The sequence below is a fragment of the Flavobacterium tagetis genome, assembly GCF_016735615.1.
Lineage (GTDB): Bacteria > Bacteroidota > Bacteroidia > Flavobacteriales > Flavobacteriaceae > Flavobacterium > Flavobacterium tagetis.
The window spans coordinates 1,447,978-1,467,489 of the sequence record NZ_JAERSF010000002.1 but is presented as its reverse complement, the minus strand read 5'-3'; the positions used below and the strand labels follow the sequence as shown (position 1 = coordinate 1,467,489).

Sequence of the window (19,512 nt, the reverse complement as noted above, 5' to 3'; positions counted from 1 at the left end):
AATTTTGTTATTTCTTATGAAAACTAAACTTCTAATTTAGCCCCGATAGAAGTGGAAATCCTTTTGTGGTGGGGTTCACCACAAAAGATTGCAACGAATAGCGGGACTGTGCGACTTGAGAACACGAATTCTTCTGCTTCTAAAAAACTACATAATTAATCGAACACCTCCAAGATCGGCTACGCGATATGAGAATTTATTTCCAGGAGAACCGATAAACATGAAGTTCTTTGGGATTTTCCATTTTTCGGAAAGTTCGTCAATAATTTCTGGACCAAATACGCCTTCAATTTCTATAAATTCAATGTCGAGACTGTCATAAGCACGATCCAAAACCTCTAAATCTTTTTTTAGAGCTTCGTTATCGACAGTGTCTTTTTTTACATGAACAATTTTAAGTTTCTTAGTAGTTTCGTTGTCTTCTACATATTGTAAAACTTTATTCAAGATTGTAATGTCGTCTCCTTTTGTAAAGAAAACGAACTCTTGAGAATTGATTTTTGAACTTAAACTTTCTAGGTAACGATTACTGAGAATAACCATTTTACGTAATGGCTGATAAAAATATTCTAGAGCTTCAATTAATAAGCGTATCAAAGTAACACGATTAAGCATAATTCCGATAAAGATTAATGCAGGAATCATGTATTGCAAAAATGTATAAAACGAATTGATATTTAAGGACATGTTTCCTAAAAATGCTGCAATAACGAAGAATACGGCAGTAACTACAGCAATACCTCTGGCACGTTCTGGCCTAGGAAGTTTTCTTCGTTTGTATTTTAAAAGTAAATTTCCGATTCCGAAAAGTGCCATAACAGCCAAGAAAGAAAAAGTATAAACTCCAGCCAAAGATTCTAAATGCCCGTTTGTAGCAAAAAGGACTGATAAACATAGAATCAAGAAACTTATGACGATTCGGTAATGAGATCCTCTTTTATTCTGTTTTAGGAAATAATTTGGCAAAATTCTATCTAATGTCATTCGGTTTAGAAGTCCGGAAACACCAACAAAAGAAGTTAGAACGGCTCCACAAAGCACCATAACTGCATCTATAGAAATAAGCCAAGCAAGCCAAGCTCCACCTGTGGTATCTCCTAAATGCGCAAGAAGTGATTCTTTATTCTCTCCAACTTCTGTTAACGGAATTACGCTAATTAATAAAATGGCAATTACGGGATTAAAGAAACTAACGATTCCCCACATGTTGCGAAGTGTTTTAGGAAAAACACCATGTTCCTGTTCTTCTACAAAGTTGGCTGAACTTTCAAAACCTGAAATCCCTAACATGGCTGCAGAAAATCCAAGAAAAAGAGCTGTTTTTATGCTTCCCGAAGTAATTGGTGTTTGCCAATTGATATGAAAAGTATCTAAACCATGTGACAATACAAACCAAGCTGATGCTAAAACCAGCAAAGTTAGGGTTCCAATATGTGTCATGAATATGATAACGGCGACAAATGCAGATTCCCCAATTCCTAAAATGGCCAATCCTGTAAACAGAATCAGAACTACTACAGTTGCTATGGTAACATTAAGTCCTTCAAAAATTCCGTGTAGATAATGCATTCCTTCTGAAGCCGAAATTACGGCGGTTGCCATATATGACAAAACGGTTAGTGTTGCGGCAACAGAAGCCAAACGTTTTGTTGAAGTATTTAATAAAACATTGTAAGCGCCACCATTTAAAGGAATTGCTCCAACAACTTCTGCATAAATTTTTCTGAAAAGAAATAAGACAACAGCAACGATCAGAAGTGAAATCCAAGCGTATTGTCCTGCGTACAAAATGGTTAAAGCTGAAACATAAAGACAAGAAGAACTAATATCGTTTCCGCAAATTGCAGTTGCCTGTAATTGATTTAATTTTTTGTGTACGATTTCTTTCATCAGTATTTAGAATTAACACTTTTAGTAAAATAATAGGTAACAAAATAATTATAATCGGGTATAAGGCAGATATCGAGAATCTATTTGATATTCAGAAACTGTTTTAATGCCGACAAAGCTTGAGATTGGACTTTTTTCTGGAAAAACCCAGTCCAACCTAATAAATAACCGGTAAGACCAAAAGCTTGTTTTGACCATTTCCAAACATCAAAACTATCGGTATGTTTGATAATTAATCCGTCTTGAAAGATAAATTCAGCTGAAATTTTATTAATGACTTTTCTGTTTGTTTTGCTAAAATTGTAAGTAGCTATCCAATTTACAGAACCAGTAGAATCATCTGCTTTTACATTTGAAAATTCAATTTTTAAATTGCCTTTACTTTTTAAAAGCAGCATTTCCCACATTTTAGAAACCTGTTTTTCTTTTAATAAACCAAAAGCTGGATCTATAAAATGAACTTTCGGATGATAGCATTCGCTCATTGTTTTGGCATCAGCATTCGCAAAAGCGGTATAAAATTTTGTAATCAAGGCTTCATTTGAGTTCATAAAGAAATATTTATGTTAAATATAAGATTTATTATATTAAAAAATCACTATAAAACACTAATTTCTTTAGCTGTATCAAATGTTTTTTTAGTTTTATCAAACGCCGTCGAGAAATACTTTACTTTACTATATGCTGTAAAATGTCCAGTTAGGTTTCCAGAAATATCTGGTCCACCTGCAATGATAAATCTTATAGCATAAATATCAGTTTTTTTAAGCTTCAGCCATTCTGCTGGTGTAAAATAATAGTAAGCAGTTGTTTTACCGTCTGCAGATTCTTTTACATTTTTGTCTGTGCAAGCAATAACATCGGCATTTGTCAAATCAACGTAAACACCTCCAGCAATTTTAGCTTTGTCGCTTGCTGTAGAAACAGTAAGTTTTAAAATACCTCCTTTTTCTGTTTTAGCTATCTGTACATTAATTTCACCAGAGTACGCATATTTCTCGCAGATGAAAGTATATTCTTGTGTTGCAGGATAAGGTGCAGACCCTTTTACACTGATAGTTTGCTGTGCTGATAAAAACGTAGAAACAAATAATAAAAGTAGAAGCGGTAGTTTAAAATTCATAAGTATTATAATTTATTGATCGGCTAATTTGGCATCAAATTTTTCATCCCAATCCATAGATTTTATGGCAGAAATGAGATTGTCTTCATTTACAAAGATGCGTAATTCTTTATTGGCAACTTTTTTTGTGTACAAAGCATGATAGCGATAAATGACTTCGTGTTTGGTTTTGTAAACTCCATCTAATTTTAAATCTATAAAACTTCCGTAGTATTGTCTAAATCTTTGGCAGGTTTTGGTTAAACGTTCTTCTGTAGTGTTTTCCATAACCGTTTTAGTAACTTCAGTTTCATTAAAAGGTTTAAATTTTGAAGTATTACAAGTTTCTAAGACTCTCTTTCCTAAATCATACGCCTTCCGCTGCTGATTTGCATTAACATCTGCTCCAGAAACCTTTTTAATTTTTAAATCTTCTGTATCTCTGGTAACTGTTTTAGATTTACATCCGATTAATAACAACAAACATATAATCAATCCTGCTTTCTTCATAACTATTTAAGTAATTTTTAATAATAAGTTAGGATCGGGACAATTTTCGATATAAAAGTTTAGGTCTTTTGTGTTGCAGACTCCTGGATAATCTCCCCAATAATCTCCAATGTTATGGATAATCTGAAAATGGACATGAGGTGCATAATCGCCATTTACAGAAGCATTTCCTAAAGTTGCAATTTTTTCGCCTTTCTTAAAATTGTCTCCGACATTTAAATTTTCTATACTTTCTAACGATAAATGTCCATATAAAGTATAAAATTTCTCATTTTCTACTTCGTGTTCCAATATAATAGTAGGACCATAGTCGCCCAAACCTTTATTGTTTTTAAAACTGTGAACTATTCCATCAAGGGCTGCAAGTACAGCAGTTCCTTCTTCGGCCCATAAATCTAGTCCGATATGAATATTGCGCTCCGGTTTTGAGGCATCCAAGAAAATAGGGCTTCTTTGATATAAAAATCTGCCTTCTATATAACCGCCGAATGCTACTTTGGCGTTGTTTTCTTTTAGAAAACTTGAAATATATTTTTCAAAATCTTCCGAAGTATCTAATTTCTGATTTACCAATTCTTGATTCGAAACCGATAGATTTAACGGCGTATATTCAGAAATATTAATGGAGGCATCTATAACTTTAGCAGGCGGTAGGGAATTTAAGATTGAGGCAAGGGGTTTCATAAAATTAGGCTACTTTATTTATAATTATTAATTCGTTATGTACTTCAATACGGGGCAACATCTTTGTTTTAAACATTTTCGGGTTTATTTCTGCAACATATTTTCTGTTTCGAACATTGTGAGCTTCGTCTAATATCATGGTGTTGAATAAAACAAAACCATTGTCTTTTAAAATGGTACAAACTCTATCGACAAAAAACTTTTCGAACAAAAAATTAGGCATATTCGTATCTTCAAAAATGTCTATAATAATGAGATCGTATTTGTCTTTTGTTTTCAGAACAAATTCAAATGCGTCGTCAATAATAACTTCTAATTGCTTAATTTGATTCAGGTTAAAATATTCATTGGCAATCTGAATTATATCAGAATCGATTTCAACTCCTGTTATTTTTTCTTTATATTCAATCTCGTCTACTAGAGTTTTTACTACGCTTCCACCAGCGACTCCTAATAGTAAAACGTGATCCATTTCTAAAATTTTATCGTAGCCAATATTCCGGAGTCCATACCTTAATATACGCTGTAGACTTCCGTATGAATAATTTGTGTTTTCAGTGTCCAATACTAATTCGCCATTTGCCCAAGTAACTTCAATCATTTTGCTTCTGGCTGATTTTTTCTTAAATATTTTTATAGGAATTATATAACTGAAAAATTTTCGAATCATTTTTTATGCTTTTACTCAAATTTACCATTAAATCTTTTATTTTGCACCAAATATTAAATCTTTCATGAAAAAACTATTATACAAATTCATCTTTTACAAGCTAATGGGCTGGAAGATAGTAGGATTGGAGAATGCTGAAGTAAAAAAATGCGTATTAGTAGTAATGCCTCATACAAGTAATCATGATTTCTATATAGGTCTTTTTACTCGTGGCATATCTGGATTGCAGATGAATTTTGTTGCAAAGAAGGAGTTATTTAGATTTCCTTTTGGTTTTTATTTTAGAAATGTTGGTGGAGAGCCATTAGATCGTTCTGGCGGATTGAATAAAGTAGATGCGATTGCTTCGATCTTTGATAGAAAAGAAATCTTTCGTTTGGCTGTTGCTCCAGAAGGAACCAGAAAAAAAGTGAATGAATTAAAAACCGGATTTTATTTTATTGCGCTTAAAGCGAAAGTGCCAATTGTGCCCGTCGCTTTTGATTGGGGCAAAAAAGAAGTAAATCTAGGCAAAGCAATTTATCCAACTGGAAATTATGAAGCCGATTATGAAATTTTGAAAAAGCATTATGAAGGCGTTTTAGGGAAAATCCCTGAAAATGGAATAAAACTGTAATTTCTGAGAATTTTCGAAACGCGTGAGAATCGCGTATTTAAAAAATTTCTGGACAAAGAGTCAAATGCGCGCTAATTTTTGCATTATGGAGAATAAGCTTTAAAAGTGCCGTTTTTATAGAATAGGACAATTTTTTCAATTTCGTCATCTTCCAAATTCAATTTTTCATTTTTTAGAACAGGAGATTTTTTATTTTCTCTTTTTTCTTCTTCTTCGGAATTTATTTCTATTGTTGAAAATAAATCTTTACTCATATTCTGATTCGAAAGAATAGGAGAAGAGGATTTTTGAGTTTCAACCTTTTCTTCTGTATTGCTTTTTGGGAAAGTTCCTTTTCCTATCAAAATCCAATATAAATCTACATCTGGAAAAACTTCTAGAATTTTCATTACAAAATCTAAACTGGGTTTATTTCTTCCTGATAAAAGATGTGACATGCTAGAACGTTGCACACCAATTTGATCAGCAAATGCAGATGCGTTTAAACCATAATATTCCAATACAGATTCAAGTCTTTTTACAAAATCATCTATGTTTACCATTGTAAATTCCTGTTTTAAATTCGCTCATTTACAAATGTAAACAAAAAGAAACAGTATTCGAATATTATTGTTGCAATTTTAATTAGAGTTCATTTTTATGTTAAATTTAAAATTTAGATAGATAATCATAATTAACTGAAATCTATTAATTTAGATAATAGCTATTAGTTTAAAAAGCTTAAATAAAACAAGTTATCTATAGTTATACCAAATCTTCCCCAGAACTGTTTACAATTCTAAATTATTAATATTTTTCACAGTTTACAATTGTAAAAATAAAGATGTTTACTTTTGTAAACTAATCGAAACACAATGAATTTAGAACAGCTTTTTATACAGTACAAGGAACAGTCAATCTCAGGCAGATATCTTACTTTAGATCATATTAAACCACTTTTAGATAAGTTAAATACAAATGGTCAAGTACAGATTATTGGCACATCTGTTCTAGGCGAACCTATATATAGTTATCAAATTGGAACTGGAAAAACACGCGCATACCTGTGGTCGCAAATGCACGGAAACGAAAGCACAACAACAAAAGCTTTATTTGATTTCATCAATTTACTGAATGATGATAGCAATTTTGCTAAGCAAATGTTGGATACTTTCACATTTTATTGCATTCCAATGCTTAATCCCGACGGTGCGAGACTTTATACCAGAGCAAATGCAAACGAAATTGACTTAAATCGTGATTCGCAAGATTTGACGCAGCCAGAAAGTAAAGTGCTTCGCCAAGTATTTGAACAGTTTAAACCTGATTTTTGCTTTAACCTTCACGATCAGCGTACAATATTTGGAGCAGGAACAACGGGAAAACCTGCAACTGTATCTTTTTTAGCGCCATCATATAATGAAGAAAGAGAAGTAAACGACAATAGATTAAAAGCCATAAACATCATTGCTGGAATCAATGAAGAACTACAAAAATACATTCCTGGACAAGTTGGTCGTTTTGATGACTCGTTCAATATTAATTGTATAGGAGACACTTTTCAATTTTTAGGTGTTCCAACTATCTTATTTGAGGCAGGACATTTTCCAGAGGATTACGAACGAGAGATTACTAGGAAATACATATTTTTCGCGTTAATTCAGAGCTTCAAACTAATATCCGAAAACGATTTAGTTGATAATAGATTTTCCGAATATTTGAATATTTCACAAAATAATGTGGTTTTTTATGATTTTATGTATAAAAATGTCAAAATAAATTATGATGGTATCGAAATTATTACGAATTTTGTCGCTCAATACAAAGAAGAATTAATCGAAAATAAGATTCATTTTAACGCTTACATAGTTGAAGTAGGTGAGTTGGAAAATTATTTTGGTCATTACGAATACGACGCAAAAGGTGCAGAATATTCGGACGATTTCCAAAACTTTCCTAAAATGGGTCAAAAAGCAAATTTTTATTTAAATAAAAATGTTAAATTTGTTAACGGATTAATAAAAAGTTAATTTTTATGTGAATTTGTTGTTTTTTATATATAATTTTATACTTTGTAATAGCAATTAGTAATATTAATTAAACAATTATGAGTAAATTTCGTTTAGATGAAGTAGATCACCAGATTTTAGATATGTTAATAGACAATACGAGAGTTCCGTTTACTGACATTGCAAAAAAACTATTGATATCTGCTGGTACAGTACACGTTAGAGTTAAAAAGATGGAAGATGCCGGTATCATCATGGGATCTTCATTAGCCTTAGATTACGATAAATTAGGTTATTCATTTATTGCTTATGTAGGGGTTTTTCTTAATAATACATCTCAGACTAAATTTGTATTAGAGAGAATCAATCAAATTCCATTCGTAACTGTAGCTTCTGTAACTACAGGAAAATTCAACATCTTTTGCAAAATTAGAGCAAAAGATACTAAGCACGCGAAAGAAGTTATCTTTATGATTGACGATATTGATGGGGTTTACAGAACAGAAACAATGATTTCATTAGAGGAAAGTATAAACGATAAGAAGCGTTTGATGCATACTATTTTCAAAAATATGTAAGAACTTTTCTTGAATGCTATATTAAAATATAACCTCAAGTTTATTCTTGGGGTTTTTTTATGACTAATTAACCAACCAACTATAACACGATTATGTATACGTTGCCAAAAATTGAGCGTTTTAATCAAGACGTTCTCTCAAAATACCACATTTATAATAGTGTTTTTATAACATTACCCTTTGATTCTATAGATAATACGGGAGTTTTACTTCCTTTATTTACAGAAACTTGCGAAACAGGCTTTAAAAAACAAGAAACTCCTAAAGAAATTGTAGATTTCTTCTCAAATAAATTCTTAAGCAACGCTTCTGAAGAGGAAAAAATCGATCTTATGTTTCGATTTATCCAATATATAGAACGTCAAATTGTATTATTTGATGCGATTGAGGACGCTGCATTCCCAGAAGTCAACAATATGGAAGGACGTGGATCTCTTCGTGATATCAAAGAAAAATCTGACGCTAAAGAAAAAGACGAAGAATTAAGTGAATTTCTAGAAAGTTTTAATGTTCGTACCGTTTTAACGGCACACCCAACTCAATTTTATCCTGGTCCAGTTTTAGGGATTATCAACGATTTGACAGAAGCAATTCGTCAAAATGATTTACTGCAAATTAAGCAATTACTGGCTCAGTTAGGTAAAACTCCTTTTATTCAAAAAGAGAAACCAAATCCTTACGATGAAGCAGTAAGTTTAATTTGGTACCTTGAAAATGTATTTTATGCTACAGCAGGAGAAATTGTACATTATCTTCAAAAAAATATATTAGAAGGAAATCCAATTCACAATCAATTAATCAAACTTGGTTTCTGGCCAGGAGGTGACCGTGACGGAAATCCTTTTGTTACTACAGATATTACGCTTAAAGTTGCTGATCGTTTACGAACTTCAATTTTAAAGTGTTATTATGTAGAAATGAGAAACTTAAAACGTAAGCTAACTTTCTCAGGTGTAGATGATTTAGTGGCAGAACTTGAACATAAACTTTATCGTTCTGTATTTTATTCTAAAGGAGACATTTTTATCACATTAGATGAATTATTAACACAATTGAACAAAATTCGAACTATAATTATTGAGAAACATCAATCTTTATATTTGGATGAATTGGATGCGCTTTTAGTAAAAATTAATTTATTCGGTTTCCATTTTGCAACTTTAGATATTCGTCAAAACAGCAAAATTCACAATGCAGTTTTCAAAGATGTTGTGAATTACTATTTGAACTCCGGTTCAGATATTTTTCCAAAAAATTATTATGAATTGACAGAAGATCAAAAAATTGATGTTTTATCGAAAATTAAAGGGAATCTGAATCCAGCTGATTTTGAAAATGAAATCACTAGATATACTTTAGAATCTGTTCAGGCTATTAAAACGATTCAGCAAAACAATGGTGAAGAAGGAGCAAACCGTTATATTATTAGTAATAACGAAAGCGCTCTGAATGTTATGGAGACTTTTGCTATGATTCGCTTAAATAATTGGGAAAAGCCTTCAGTAGATATCATTCCTCTTTTTGAATCTGTAGACGATTTGCAAAATGCGCATACTATTATGGAGCAGTTGTACACTAATCCAGAATATGCTAAACATTTGAAATCGAGAGGGAATAAACAAACTATCATGCTTGGATTCTCTGACGGAACAAAAGATGGTGGCTATTTAATGGCAAACTGGAGTATTTATCAAGCTAAAATTTCGTTAACAAAAATCTCAAGAGAATACGGAATTAAAGCAATTTTCTTTGACGGACGCGGTGGACCTCCAGCTCGTGGTGGTGGAAAAACTCACAAGTTCTACGCATCTCTTGGTCCAAAAATTGAAAACAACGAAATTCAAATTACAGTTCAAGGTCAAACAATCAGTTCTAATTTTGGAACATTAGATTCTTGCCGATATAATATCGAAAATTTATTGAGTGCTGGTGTTACAAATCAAGTATTTAGTAAAGAGAAAAACGAATTAACTGCAGAAGAAACTCAAATCTTAACTGATTTGGCTAATCTGGGTTATGATAAATATCTAAGCTTCAAAAATCATCCGAAGTTTATTCCGTACTTAGAAAAAATGAGTACGCTGAAATATTACTCAAAAACTAATATTGGAAGCCGCCCATCAAAAAGAAGCAAATCTGAATCATTAGATTTTGCTGATTTAAGAGCGATTCCGTTTGTAGGTTCATGGAGCCAGTTAAAACAAAACGTTCCTGGATTCTTTGGAGTAGGTTCAGCATTGAGACATTTTGAGGAATCTGGACAATGGGATAAAGTAAGTGATTTGTATCATAATTCATTGTTTTTCAAAACATTGCTTGAAAACAGCATGATGTCATTAGCAAAATCTTTCTTACCATTGACAGCGTATATGAAAAATGATCCTGAATTTGGTGAATTCTGGCAGATTATCTATGATGAATTCTCAGAAACAAAACGTCTTTTATTGAAAATTGCTGGACACAAAACGTTGATGGAAAATTATCCTGATGGTATTGCTTCAATTCAGATTAGAGAGCGCATTGTTTTACCATTGTTGACTATTCAGCAATATGCTTTATTGAGAATAAATGAGTTAAATAAAGCAGAAAAGCCAAATGAAGAATTGGTTAAAGTTTATGAGAAAATCGTAACCAGATCATTATTTGGAAATACTAACGCAAGTAGAAATTCAGCTTAAAATAATAAAAATGAAAGCAGCAGAATTATTAGACAATGAATATTCAGGTCATTTTGGTACTTATATCAAAGCGTCTGGGGATGGAATTTTGATTGAAGAATTGGAAATTTCACTTCACGAGTTTATTCGATTTGTTCAAAATATTCCAATGGATAAATTTGATTATCGTTATGCAGAAGGCAAGTGGACAATCAAAGATATTATTCAGCATGTTATAGATACAGAACGAATTTTTGCTTATCGCGCTTTGCGTTTTTCAAGAAATGATAAAACGCCTTTGCCAAGTTTTGAAGAAAATGATTATGCAGATAATACCAATTCAAACAAGAGAAGCATTCAAGATTTGCTAACCGAATTTTCGGCTGTAAGACATTCAACTTTATTGTTTTATAAAAGCTTATCTGATGAACAGCTTAAACGAATTGGCACTGCATCTAATAATCCGATTTCTGTTCGTGCTTTAGGTTTTGTCATGATTGGACATCAAAAACATCATCAGAAAGTTTTTGAGGAAAGATATTTGTAAAAATTAAATATTTTAAAATTTAAAATCCCAAATTCCGATTTCGTTGGAGTTTGGGATTTCTTATTGATTTTATATTCAGTAAACCCGATAGGTTTTTAAAACCTGTCGGGTTTGGTGCTTAACTAATCTTTGTGGAATTTCTAGTGTGATCTTTCCTTCGTCAAGATGACAAAACTCATTTAAGTTTTTTCTCTAAAAAAGCCAAACCAAATCGAATCTTAGCATAAGACATTTTCTCTTCGAAAAAATCGTAGTAAGGCCTTAATGCATTTGGATTCTCTAATTCTATCTGAGCTTTTTCTATTTGCAGAATTTCATCTTCAGAAACAAACTGGCTTAAATCTAAATCATGACCATCAACATATAATTTCGCCAAATGCGAAATAATTGTCGTTGGACTCAAATCTCGCTGTTCTGCTATTTCCTCTACTGAAATTCCATTCTGAAATAATTCCAGCGTTTTTTTATAGGTATTGTCTTTTTTTTCTTTTTTAACAACAGATTTATTTCTTTCAAACTCAATAATTGCTTTGATGAAATCTGCTCCATATTTTTCCAATTTTGCTTTTCCGACACCTTCAACAGCAAGAAACTCTTCGTCGCTCATTGGCCTCAAGATTTCCATTTGGCGTAAAGAAGCATCGCTAAAAATAACATAAGCAGGAACTTCTTCTTCTTGAGCAATTTCATAACGCAATTTGCGAAGTGTTTCGAATAAAGAGTTTTTAGTAGCTTTTGGTTTTGTCTCTTTGGTTTCATTTTTATCAATTGTTTTCTTAACAACCGTCGTTAGCTTAACTTTTTCACCTTCAAATAAAACTTTCTTTGCAAAAGGAGTCAGAAGAATTTTATTATGCTGGTGAAAAGCAATTTCACAATATCCTAAATTGATTAGCTGAATTAGGTATTGATTCCAGTCATACCAAGAAACGTCATCGCCAATTCCGTACGTTTTTAGCTCTTGATAATTTTTCTCGTAGATATACGCGTTTCTCGAGCCTCTTAAAAAATCGACAATTACGGCCAAAGGTTCAGATTCTTTTAAACGGACAATAGCAGACAAAGCTTTTTGCGCGAGAATCGTCCCATCGAAAAAAATTGGAGGATTTTTACAAATATCACAGTTTCCGCAATTCTCAGTAACCAATTCGCCAAAATAAGAGAGTAAAATTTTTCTTCGGCAGCTTACAGCATCGGCGTATTGTTTCATACGATCTAATTTTGCAAGCTGAATATCTGAATTAAGTCCTTCTGAAGCAAATTTCTGCAATTGAATCACATCGGCATAACTTTCAAATAGAACCGTTTCGGCTGGAAGGCCATCACGTCCGGCACGTCCAATTTCCTGATAGTATCCTTCTATGTTTTTTGGAAGATTGTAATGAATAACCCAGCGAACATTAGATTTGTCAATTCCCATTCCAAAAGCAATTGTAGCGCAAACTACTTGACAATCATCGTTTATAAATTGATCCTGAGTTTTAGCGCGAGTTTCATTGTCTAAACCAGCATGATATGCTTTAGCTGCAATGCCGTTCTTTTTTAATTTCTCGGCAAGCTCTTCGGTTGTTTTACGGCTCAGACAATAAATTATTCCAGATTCATTGGGTTTGTTTTCAATGAAATCTATTATTTGTTTGACACGGTCTAAAGCAGGACGAACTTCTAAACTTAAATTTTTACGATCAAAAGAAGCTATAAATGTTTTAGGATTCTTTAGATTCAATTGTTTAGAAATGTCAGTACGTGTTGCTTTATCTGCTGTAGCAGTCAATGCTAAGATTGGAGTAGAAGGGAAGCGACTTTTTAAATATCCTAAATTGGTATAAGCAGGTCTAAAGTCATGCCCCCAAGATGAAATACAGTGCGCTTCGTCTATTGCGATCAAACTAATATTCAGCTCGTTAAAAGCCATGTCTAAATAAGATAGACTTTCGGGAGCGATATAAACTAATTTAAAATGATTTGATTTTAAGTTGTCTATATAATATTGCTGTTCTTGTGATGATTGAGAACTATTAATGTAACAAGCAGATATTCCATTGGTTTTTAAACTGTCAACTTGATCTTTCATTAAAGCAATCAACGGTGATATTACAACCGTAATTCCTGGTAAAATTAAAGCTGGAAGCTGGAAGCATATAGATTTTCCTCCACCCGTTGGCATAATGGCCAATGTATCTTGTCCAGATAGGATAGTATTAATTATGGTTTCCTGATTGGGTCTGAATTTCTCAAAGCCAAAATTTTCTTTTAATGTAGTGTGTAAAATTTCTGAAGTCATAGGCATATATTTTTCTTTAAAAGACCTAAATGTAAAAATAATCTTATAAAAGTAAAAATATAATTTAATTTAGCATTGCTTTGTTATAAAAAAAGGAACTCAACTTGAGTTCCTTTTTATTTATTGAAAAGAAAATGAATTAATCTTCATCATCTTCGTCTTCTTCATCGTAATCAGTATCTGCTTTATCATCATCGTCATCGTCATCATCGCCACCATCAGTATCTGGTTTGTCAATGTTTTCATCTTCATCATCATCGTCACTAATATCATCATCAAGATCCATACCTTTAACTGGTGCAATTGCATCTACATCAACATCTAAATCATCATCTTCATCGTAGTTTTCAATTCTGTCAGCAAGTTTAGTACTAATTTTAACTAAGTAAATAGTGTCTTCAGTACGAACTTCTACAGCTTCAACCAATTCGTTTTTAGCATTTCTAAAACGGATTACATCCGAATCATCATAACCATCAGGAAATTTTTCAACCAAAAGGTTTAAAATTTCGTTGGTAAGTTTGGCGTAGTCTACTATAACTCTTTTCATAAATTATCTTATAAATCTAATAAGTATGCAAAAATTAACGGCGCAACGATTGTAGCATCCGATTCAATAATAAATTTAGGGGTTTTGATGTCTAATTTACCCCAAGTGATTTTTTCATTTGGAACTGCCCCAGAATAAGAACCATAACTCGTTGTTGAATCTGAAATTTGGCAGAAATAACTCCAAAATGGAACATCGTGCATTTCCATATCTTGGTAAAGCATTGGCACTACACAGATAGGGAAGTCACCAGCGATACCACCACCGATTTGGAAGAATCCAATTCCGTTTGAACTGTTTTTAGAATACCAATCCGCAAGGAAAGTCATGTATTCAATTCCAGATTTCATGGTAGATGCTTTTAAATCTCCTTTAATTACGTATGAAGCAAAGATATTACCCATTGTACTATCTTCCCATCCTGGAACGATAATTGGTAAATTTTTCTCTGCAGCTGCATACATCCAGCTATCTTTTAGATCAATTTCGTAATATTCTTCTAAAACGCCAGATAACAACATTTTGTACATAAATTCGTGTGGGAAGTAGCGCTCACCTTTGTCGTCAGCATCTTTCCAAATTTTGTAAATATGTTTTTGTAAACGACGGAAAGCTTCATGCTCAGGAATACAAGTGTCTGTAACACGGTTTAATCCTCTTTCTAATAAAGCCCATTCGTCTTCTGGTGTCAAATCACGGTAATTAGGAACTCTCTCGTAGTGAGAATGAGCCACTAAATTCATGATGTCTTCTTCTAAGTTTGCTCCAGTACATGAAATAATATGCACTTTGTCTTGTCTGATTACTTCGGCAAAAATTTTACCAATTTCTGCTGTACTCATTGCGCCAGCCATACTTACCAGCATCTTTGCACCATCGGCTAATTGCTGTTCGTATGCTTTTGCAGCATCTACTAACGAAGCAGAGTTAAAATGCAAATAATGTTTTTCAATAAACTGACTGATTGGTCCTTTCATTTTTTTTGTTTTTTTTGAATTAAAAAGTTTAACCTTTTTGGATGTTAATGCAAATTAAGAATTTTTTAAGAAAAATTATAACTTAATCTGCCGTTTTTTTACACCTTTTTTTTGTAGCCTAGAATCTTTAAAACATCGTCTGAAGTCTGTTGTTCTGAGAACACTTCGGTTGCCAGAATTCCATTTTCATCACGATCAATCAAGATATGTTTCGGCTGCGGAATCAAACAGTGGTGCAGACCGCCGTATCCTCCAATTGTTTCTTGATAAGCGCCAGTATTAAAGAAACCGATATATAAAGGCTTCTCTTTATTATATTTAGGCAAATAAATGGCGTTCATGTTTTGTTCAGAATTGTAATAGTCGTCACTATCACAAGTAAGACCTCCTAGCAGAACCCGCTCGTAAGTATCATTCCAACGATTAATAGCTAGCATGATAAAACGTTTATTTATAGCCCAAGTATCTGGTAAAGTGGTAATGAAAGATGAGTCAATCATGTTCCATTTTTCTCTATCATTTTGTTGTTTTTGATACAAAATCTGATAGATTGCACCACCGCTTTCACCTACTGTAAACGAACCAAATTCCGTAAAAATATTTGGAACATCAACTTCAGCTTCATCACAAGCAATTTTAATCTGATTGATAATTTCATCAATCATATATTGATAATCATATTCAAAGGCAAGTGAGTTCTTAATTGGGAAACCACCACCGATGTTCAAACCGTCAAGAGTAGGGCACTCTTTCTTAAGAGCAATGTATACTTTGATACATTTTACAAGCTCATTCCAGTAATATGACGTATCGTTAATTCCAGTATTAATGAAAAAGTGAAGCATTTTAAGCTCTAATTTATCATTCTCCTGAATTTGTTTTTTATAAAACGAAACTATGTTTTTATAACCAATACCTAATCTAGAAGTATAAAACTCAAATTTAGGCTCTTCTTCAGCAGCAATACGGATTCCAATTTTGAATTTTCCTTTAATTTCTGCTTGAAGCAAATCTAACTCTTCGTAATTATCAATAATCGGAATAGTGTTTTTATGTCCGTTGTTGATTAATCTACCAATGTTAGTAATGTATTCGTCTCTTTTAAAACCGTTACAGATTACATACGTGCTTTTGTTAATCTTTCCGTTTTCTAATAGATTTTCAACAATATTCACGTCAAATGCAGATGAAGTTTCGATGTGAATGTTATTCTTGAAAGCTTCATTCATAATATACTCAAAATGAGAGCTTTTTGTACAATAACAGTAATAGTATTTTGCATCGTATTTATTCTTTTCCATCGATTTTCTGAACCAAGCTTTTGCTTTGTTGATGTTTTCAGAAATCTGAGGAAGGTAAGTAAACTTTAATGGCGTACCATATTGTTCAACCAATTTCATCAAATCGATATTGTGAAACAATAGGTTGTCTTTGTTTAGTTTAAATTCCTCTTGTGGAAAGTAGTATGTCTGGTTTATTAGATCAGAATATTTTGTATTCATTTATTTGTCAATGTTTAGAGATTGTAATTATAATTTAATTTTAGGTTTTTGGGACTTAAATCTTAAATTCAAACTCTAATATTGGCAAATATAATAGGCAGTTTTTCATGCTCTGCTTTTGTACATTGGAATACATCAAAACAAAAAGGGCTTTTACTATTATAGAAACGGTTCAACATTCTTAATAAAGAACTGTTGAGTCTGTTTCTGTAAGAGCTGAAGTGCCTTTGCTGATTCTTTGTTTTCATGGCGCAAATGTAAAAAATAATATATACCAAATGCAATGCTTTTGATTAAAAAAAGTTTAAGATTTATAATCCTCAAACGCTTCTAGAATCAATTTATTTTCAACGGATTGGTTAATTTTTATTTTTCCGATTCCCTCAATTAATGCAAATTGAATTAAACCGTATTCATTTTTTTTGTCGTGAATTAACAATTCTAAGATCGGATCAATGTCATTTTCCTCAAAAATTACATCGTCATAGATGTCTTTTATCACAGCTTTTATTTCACGATATTCTTCTGCAGAAATTAATCCTTTTTGAAGAGAAATATAACTTTCTAGAATCATTCCAACTGCAATAGCTTCTCCGTGCAGTAAAGTCATTTTTTCTTCGCTTTCCAAGAAGTAGCCTTCAATGGCGTGTCCTAAAGTATGTCCAAAATTTAGAGCCTTACGAATGTTTTTCTCAGTTGGATCCTGAATAACGATTTCATTTTTAATTTCGACAGAACGATAAATCAGTTGATCTAATTCATCAAAAACAATTGATTTCAAATCTGAAAACTGTCTCCAATATGGAGCATCATATATTAAACCATGTTTTAGCATTTCAGCTAAACCAGAGCGCATTTCGCTTTGCGGTAAAGTTTCTAAATATTGCGTGTCAATTAATACCATTTGCGGTACATTAATAACACCAATCTGATTTTTAAGGTTTCCTAAATCAACTCCCGTTTTTCCTCCAACAGAAGCATCAACCATAGATAATAGAGTAGTAGGGATATTGATAAAATCTACACCTCTTTTAAAAGTAGAAGCAACAAAACCGCCTAAATCAGTCACAACACCTCCTCCTAAATTAATAATAAGTGATTTTCTATCTGCTCCAAGTTCTGTCAAAATATTCCAGATCTCAATACAAGTCTCAATATTTTTATTTGCTTCTCCGGCTTCAAATTCTATGATTTCAATCGCTAAATCGGTTTCTAAAAGAGGAATAAATTTAGATAAACAATACTCATTGGTCTGATCATCAACAATTATGAAAATATTAGAATATTTACTTTCTCTTAAATGTTTATTTAAAGCTTCGTAAGCATTCTCATTAAAATGTACGAGATAATTATTGGCTTGAATAGATTGCATAATTCTTTAGTTAATTGAAAACGCAAAATAAGGCATTTTTAACGTAATAATATTCAAACTTTAGGGCTAATTTGTTTAAAATGCGGGTTTGCATCTTTAAAAATAAGATAAAATTCTTCAAGAAATAAATATTTACTTCATAAATTGACATTTGTATTGTTCTCGTTAAGAATATTGAAAAATATGATATCATTTAATGAAAAATATTCAAAACACTCTCTATATTTGCATAAAAAATAAATTTTAATGGAAAAGATATTCGATAATACACAGGTTGCATTTTCACTAAAGAGTGATACGGAACTTGATAGAGCTTATTTCCTTTTCAAAATGATTGACAGCGAACCTTTAGTACGAATTGGTACTGCTGTAACTAATTTTGCAATTAAAGCTCATTTACCAGTAGAAGGATTAATTAGAGCGACTGTTTTTGACCATTTTTGCGGTGGTGTAAACGAGAACGACTGCCTTACTGTTGTAGACAAAATGTTTACAAAAGGAGTTTCTTCTGTTTTGGATTATTCTGTTGAAGGAAAAGAAGAAGAGGAGCAATTTGATGCTGCTTTAGAAATGACTTTAAGAACTATTGATTTTGCTAAAGAACGATTGGCAATTCCATTTGCAGTTTTCAAACCAACTGGTTTAGGTCGTTTTGAATTGTATGAGAAATTAGGAGAAAAACAAGCTTTTAGTCCAGCAGAACAAGCAGAATGGGATAGAGTTGTGTCTCGTTTTGATAAAGTTTGTGGCGAAGCCCACAAAAAAGATGTTGCCTTATTGATTGATGGGGAAGAAAGCTGGATGCAAGATGCAGCTGATGAATTGGTGACAGATATGATGCGTAAATACAATAAAGAAAAAGCTATTGTATTTAACACTTTACAAATGTACCGTTGGGATCGTTTGGATTACTTGAAAAAACTTCATGAAGTTGCTAAAACTGAAGGTTTCTATATCGGAATGAAATTGGTTCGTGGTGCTTACATGGAAAAAGAAAACAAAAGAGCGGAAGAAAAAGGGTATGTTTCTCCAATCTGCGTTTCTAAAGAAGCTACCGACGTAAACTACGATAATGCCGTACAATATATGTTAGAGCATATCGATAAAATGGCCATTTTTGCTGGAACTCACAACGAATTAAGTTCATACAAATTAATGGAAATGATGGCGGAGAAAGGGATCGTTAAAAACGATTCTAGAATCTGGTTCGGTCAATTATACGGAATGAGTGACAATATTAGCTACAACTTAGCAGAAAACGGTTATAATGTCGCTAAATACTTGCCATTTGGACCAGTAAAAGATGTTATGCCATACTTGATTCGTCGTGCAGAGGAAAACACTTCTGTAGCAGGTCAAACAAGCCGCGAATTAGGAATGATTAAAGCTGAACGTAAACGTAGAAAAGGGAAATAATTTTTAGTTTTCAGTTTTCTGTCTCAGTTTACAGTTTTTATAAATTCAGAGCCCGACAAGTTTTAAAAACCTGTCGGGTTTTATTTTATATAATATTTCAAACAAAAAAAACTCCATTCGATTTTTCAAATGGAGCTTTTTTTTATTGGAATTTGGAATTTAAAAAATT

At 32.3% G+C, this 19,512-nt stretch carries 18 protein-coding genes; 6 read left to right on the top strand and 12 right to left on the bottom strand.

From position 1 onward, the window contains the following. Window positions 1–147: 147 nt before the first annotated feature. From JI750_RS13815 to JI750_RS13790, 6 genes are all read right to left on the bottom strand, one after another. Window positions 148–1,890, bottom strand: a complete 1,743-nt coding sequence (locus JI750_RS13815; RefSeq protein WP_202002869.1) for an APC family permease — start codon at window positions 1,888–1,890, stop codon at window positions 148–150. Window positions 1,891–1,970: 80 nt separating this feature from the next. Next, complete coding sequence (locus JI750_RS13810) at window positions 1,971–2,441, bottom strand: nuclear transport factor 2 family protein (RefSeq protein ID WP_202002865.1); 471 nt, start codon at window positions 2,439–2,441, stop codon at window positions 1,971–1,973. A 47-nt stretch (window positions 2,442–2,488) separates the two neighbouring features. Beyond that, entirely contained in the window at window positions 2,489–3,013 is a 525-nt protein-coding gene (locus JI750_RS13805; RefSeq protein ID WP_202002862.1) for a hypothetical protein, read from the bottom strand. Between the two features lie 12 nt (window positions 3,014–3,025). Beyond that, window positions 3,026–3,502 carry a hypothetical protein gene (locus JI750_RS13800; RefSeq protein WP_202002859.1) on the bottom strand — a complete coding sequence of 159 codons (477 nt, stop codon included), beginning with the start codon at window positions 3,500–3,502 and terminating at the stop codon, window positions 3,026–3,028. A gap of 6 nt (window positions 3,503–3,508) precedes the next feature. Then, entirely contained in the window at window positions 3,509–4,186 is a 678-nt protein-coding gene (locus JI750_RS13795; protein WP_202002856.1) for a peptidoglycan DD-metalloendopeptidase family protein, read from the bottom strand. A gap of 4 nt (window positions 4,187–4,190) precedes the next feature. Beyond that, window positions 4,191–4,856 carry a spermidine synthase gene (locus tag JI750_RS13790; RefSeq protein WP_202002853.1) on the bottom strand — a complete coding sequence of 222 codons (666 nt, stop codon included), beginning with the start codon at window positions 4,854–4,856 and terminating at the stop codon, window positions 4,191–4,193. Between the two features lie 64 nt (window positions 4,857–4,920). Here JI750_RS13790 and JI750_RS13785 point away from each other — a divergent pair, with 64 nt between their 5' ends. Beyond that, complete coding sequence (locus JI750_RS13785) at window positions 4,921–5,472, top strand: 1-acyl-sn-glycerol-3-phosphate acyltransferase (RefSeq protein WP_202002850.1); 552 nt, start codon at window positions 4,921–4,923, stop codon at window positions 5,470–5,472. Window positions 5,473–5,555: 83 nt separating this feature from the next. Here the strand turns inward: JI750_RS13785 and JI750_RS13780 are convergent, their stop codons facing one another. Continuing rightward, complete coding sequence (locus JI750_RS13780) at window positions 5,556–6,014, bottom strand: helix-turn-helix domain-containing protein (protein WP_202002847.1); 459 nt, start codon at window positions 6,012–6,014, stop codon at window positions 5,556–5,558. A gap of 312 nt (window positions 6,015–6,326) precedes the next feature. Between JI750_RS13780 and JI750_RS13775 the strand changes: the two genes are divergently transcribed. The 4 genes from JI750_RS13775 (at window position 6,327) to JI750_RS13760 (ending at window position 11,242) form a co-directional block, all read left to right on the top strand. Next, window positions 6,327–7,481 (top strand): M14 family metallopeptidase, encoded by a 1,155-nt coding sequence (locus JI750_RS13775; RefSeq protein ID WP_202002844.1) that lies wholly within the window; start codon window positions 6,327–6,329, stop codon window positions 7,479–7,481. A 77-nt stretch (window positions 7,482–7,558) separates the two neighbouring features. Further along, window positions 7,559–8,038 carry an Lrp/AsnC family transcriptional regulator gene (locus JI750_RS13770; protein ID WP_008468989.1) on the top strand — a complete coding sequence of 160 codons (480 nt, stop codon included), beginning with the start codon at window positions 7,559–7,561 and terminating at the stop codon, window positions 8,036–8,038. A gap of 92 nt (window positions 8,039–8,130) precedes the next feature. Beyond that, complete coding sequence (locus JI750_RS13765) at window positions 8,131–10,716, top strand: phosphoenolpyruvate carboxylase (RefSeq protein ID WP_202002841.1); 2,586 nt, start codon at window positions 8,131–8,133, stop codon at window positions 10,714–10,716. Window positions 10,717–10,726: 10 nt separating this feature from the next. After that, window positions 10,727–11,242, top strand: a complete 516-nt coding sequence (locus JI750_RS13760) for a DinB family protein (RefSeq protein WP_202002838.1) — start codon at window positions 10,727–10,729, stop codon at window positions 11,240–11,242. A gap of 175 nt (window positions 11,243–11,417) precedes the next feature. On the opposite strand, the gene recQ is transcribed toward JI750_RS13760, so the two are convergent. The 5 genes from recQ to aroB all read right to left on the bottom strand — a co-directional run bounded on the left by recQ (window position 11,418) and on the right by aroB (window position 17,927). Beyond that, on the bottom strand, window positions 11,418–13,526 hold the full coding sequence (gene recQ, locus JI750_RS13755) for a DNA helicase RecQ (protein WP_202002835.1): 2,109 nt from the start codon (window positions 13,524–13,526) through the stop codon (window positions 11,418–11,420). A 139-nt stretch (window positions 13,527–13,665) separates the two neighbouring features. Further along, window positions 13,666–14,076 carry a DNA primase gene (locus tag JI750_RS13750; RefSeq protein ID WP_202002832.1) on the bottom strand — a complete coding sequence of 137 codons (411 nt, stop codon included), beginning with the start codon at window positions 14,074–14,076 and terminating at the stop codon, window positions 13,666–13,668. An 8-nt stretch (window positions 14,077–14,084) separates the two neighbouring features. Beyond that, complete coding sequence (locus JI750_RS13745) at window positions 14,085–15,053, bottom strand: deoxyhypusine synthase family protein (protein WP_057117936.1); 969 nt, start codon at window positions 15,051–15,053, stop codon at window positions 14,085–14,087. 98 nt (window positions 15,054–15,151) lie between these two features. Next, window positions 15,152–16,555, bottom strand: coding sequence for a type III PLP-dependent enzyme domain-containing protein (locus JI750_RS13740; RefSeq protein ID WP_111369071.1), 1,404 nt, complete (start codon window positions 16,553–16,555; stop codon window positions 15,152–15,154). Between the two features lie 304 nt (window positions 16,556–16,859). Then, window positions 16,860–17,927 (bottom strand): 3-dehydroquinate synthase, encoded by a 1,068-nt coding sequence (gene aroB, locus JI750_RS13735; RefSeq protein WP_202002829.1) that lies wholly within the window; start codon window positions 17,925–17,927, stop codon window positions 16,860–16,862. A 246-nt stretch (window positions 17,928–18,173) separates the two neighbouring features. Between aroB and JI750_RS13730 the strand changes: the two genes are divergently transcribed. Further along, a complete protein-coding gene (locus tag JI750_RS13730; RefSeq protein ID WP_202002827.1) occupies window positions 18,174–19,343 on the top strand; it encodes a proline dehydrogenase family protein in 1,170 nt (389 codons plus the stop codon). Window positions 19,344–19,512: the final 169 nt, after the last annotated feature.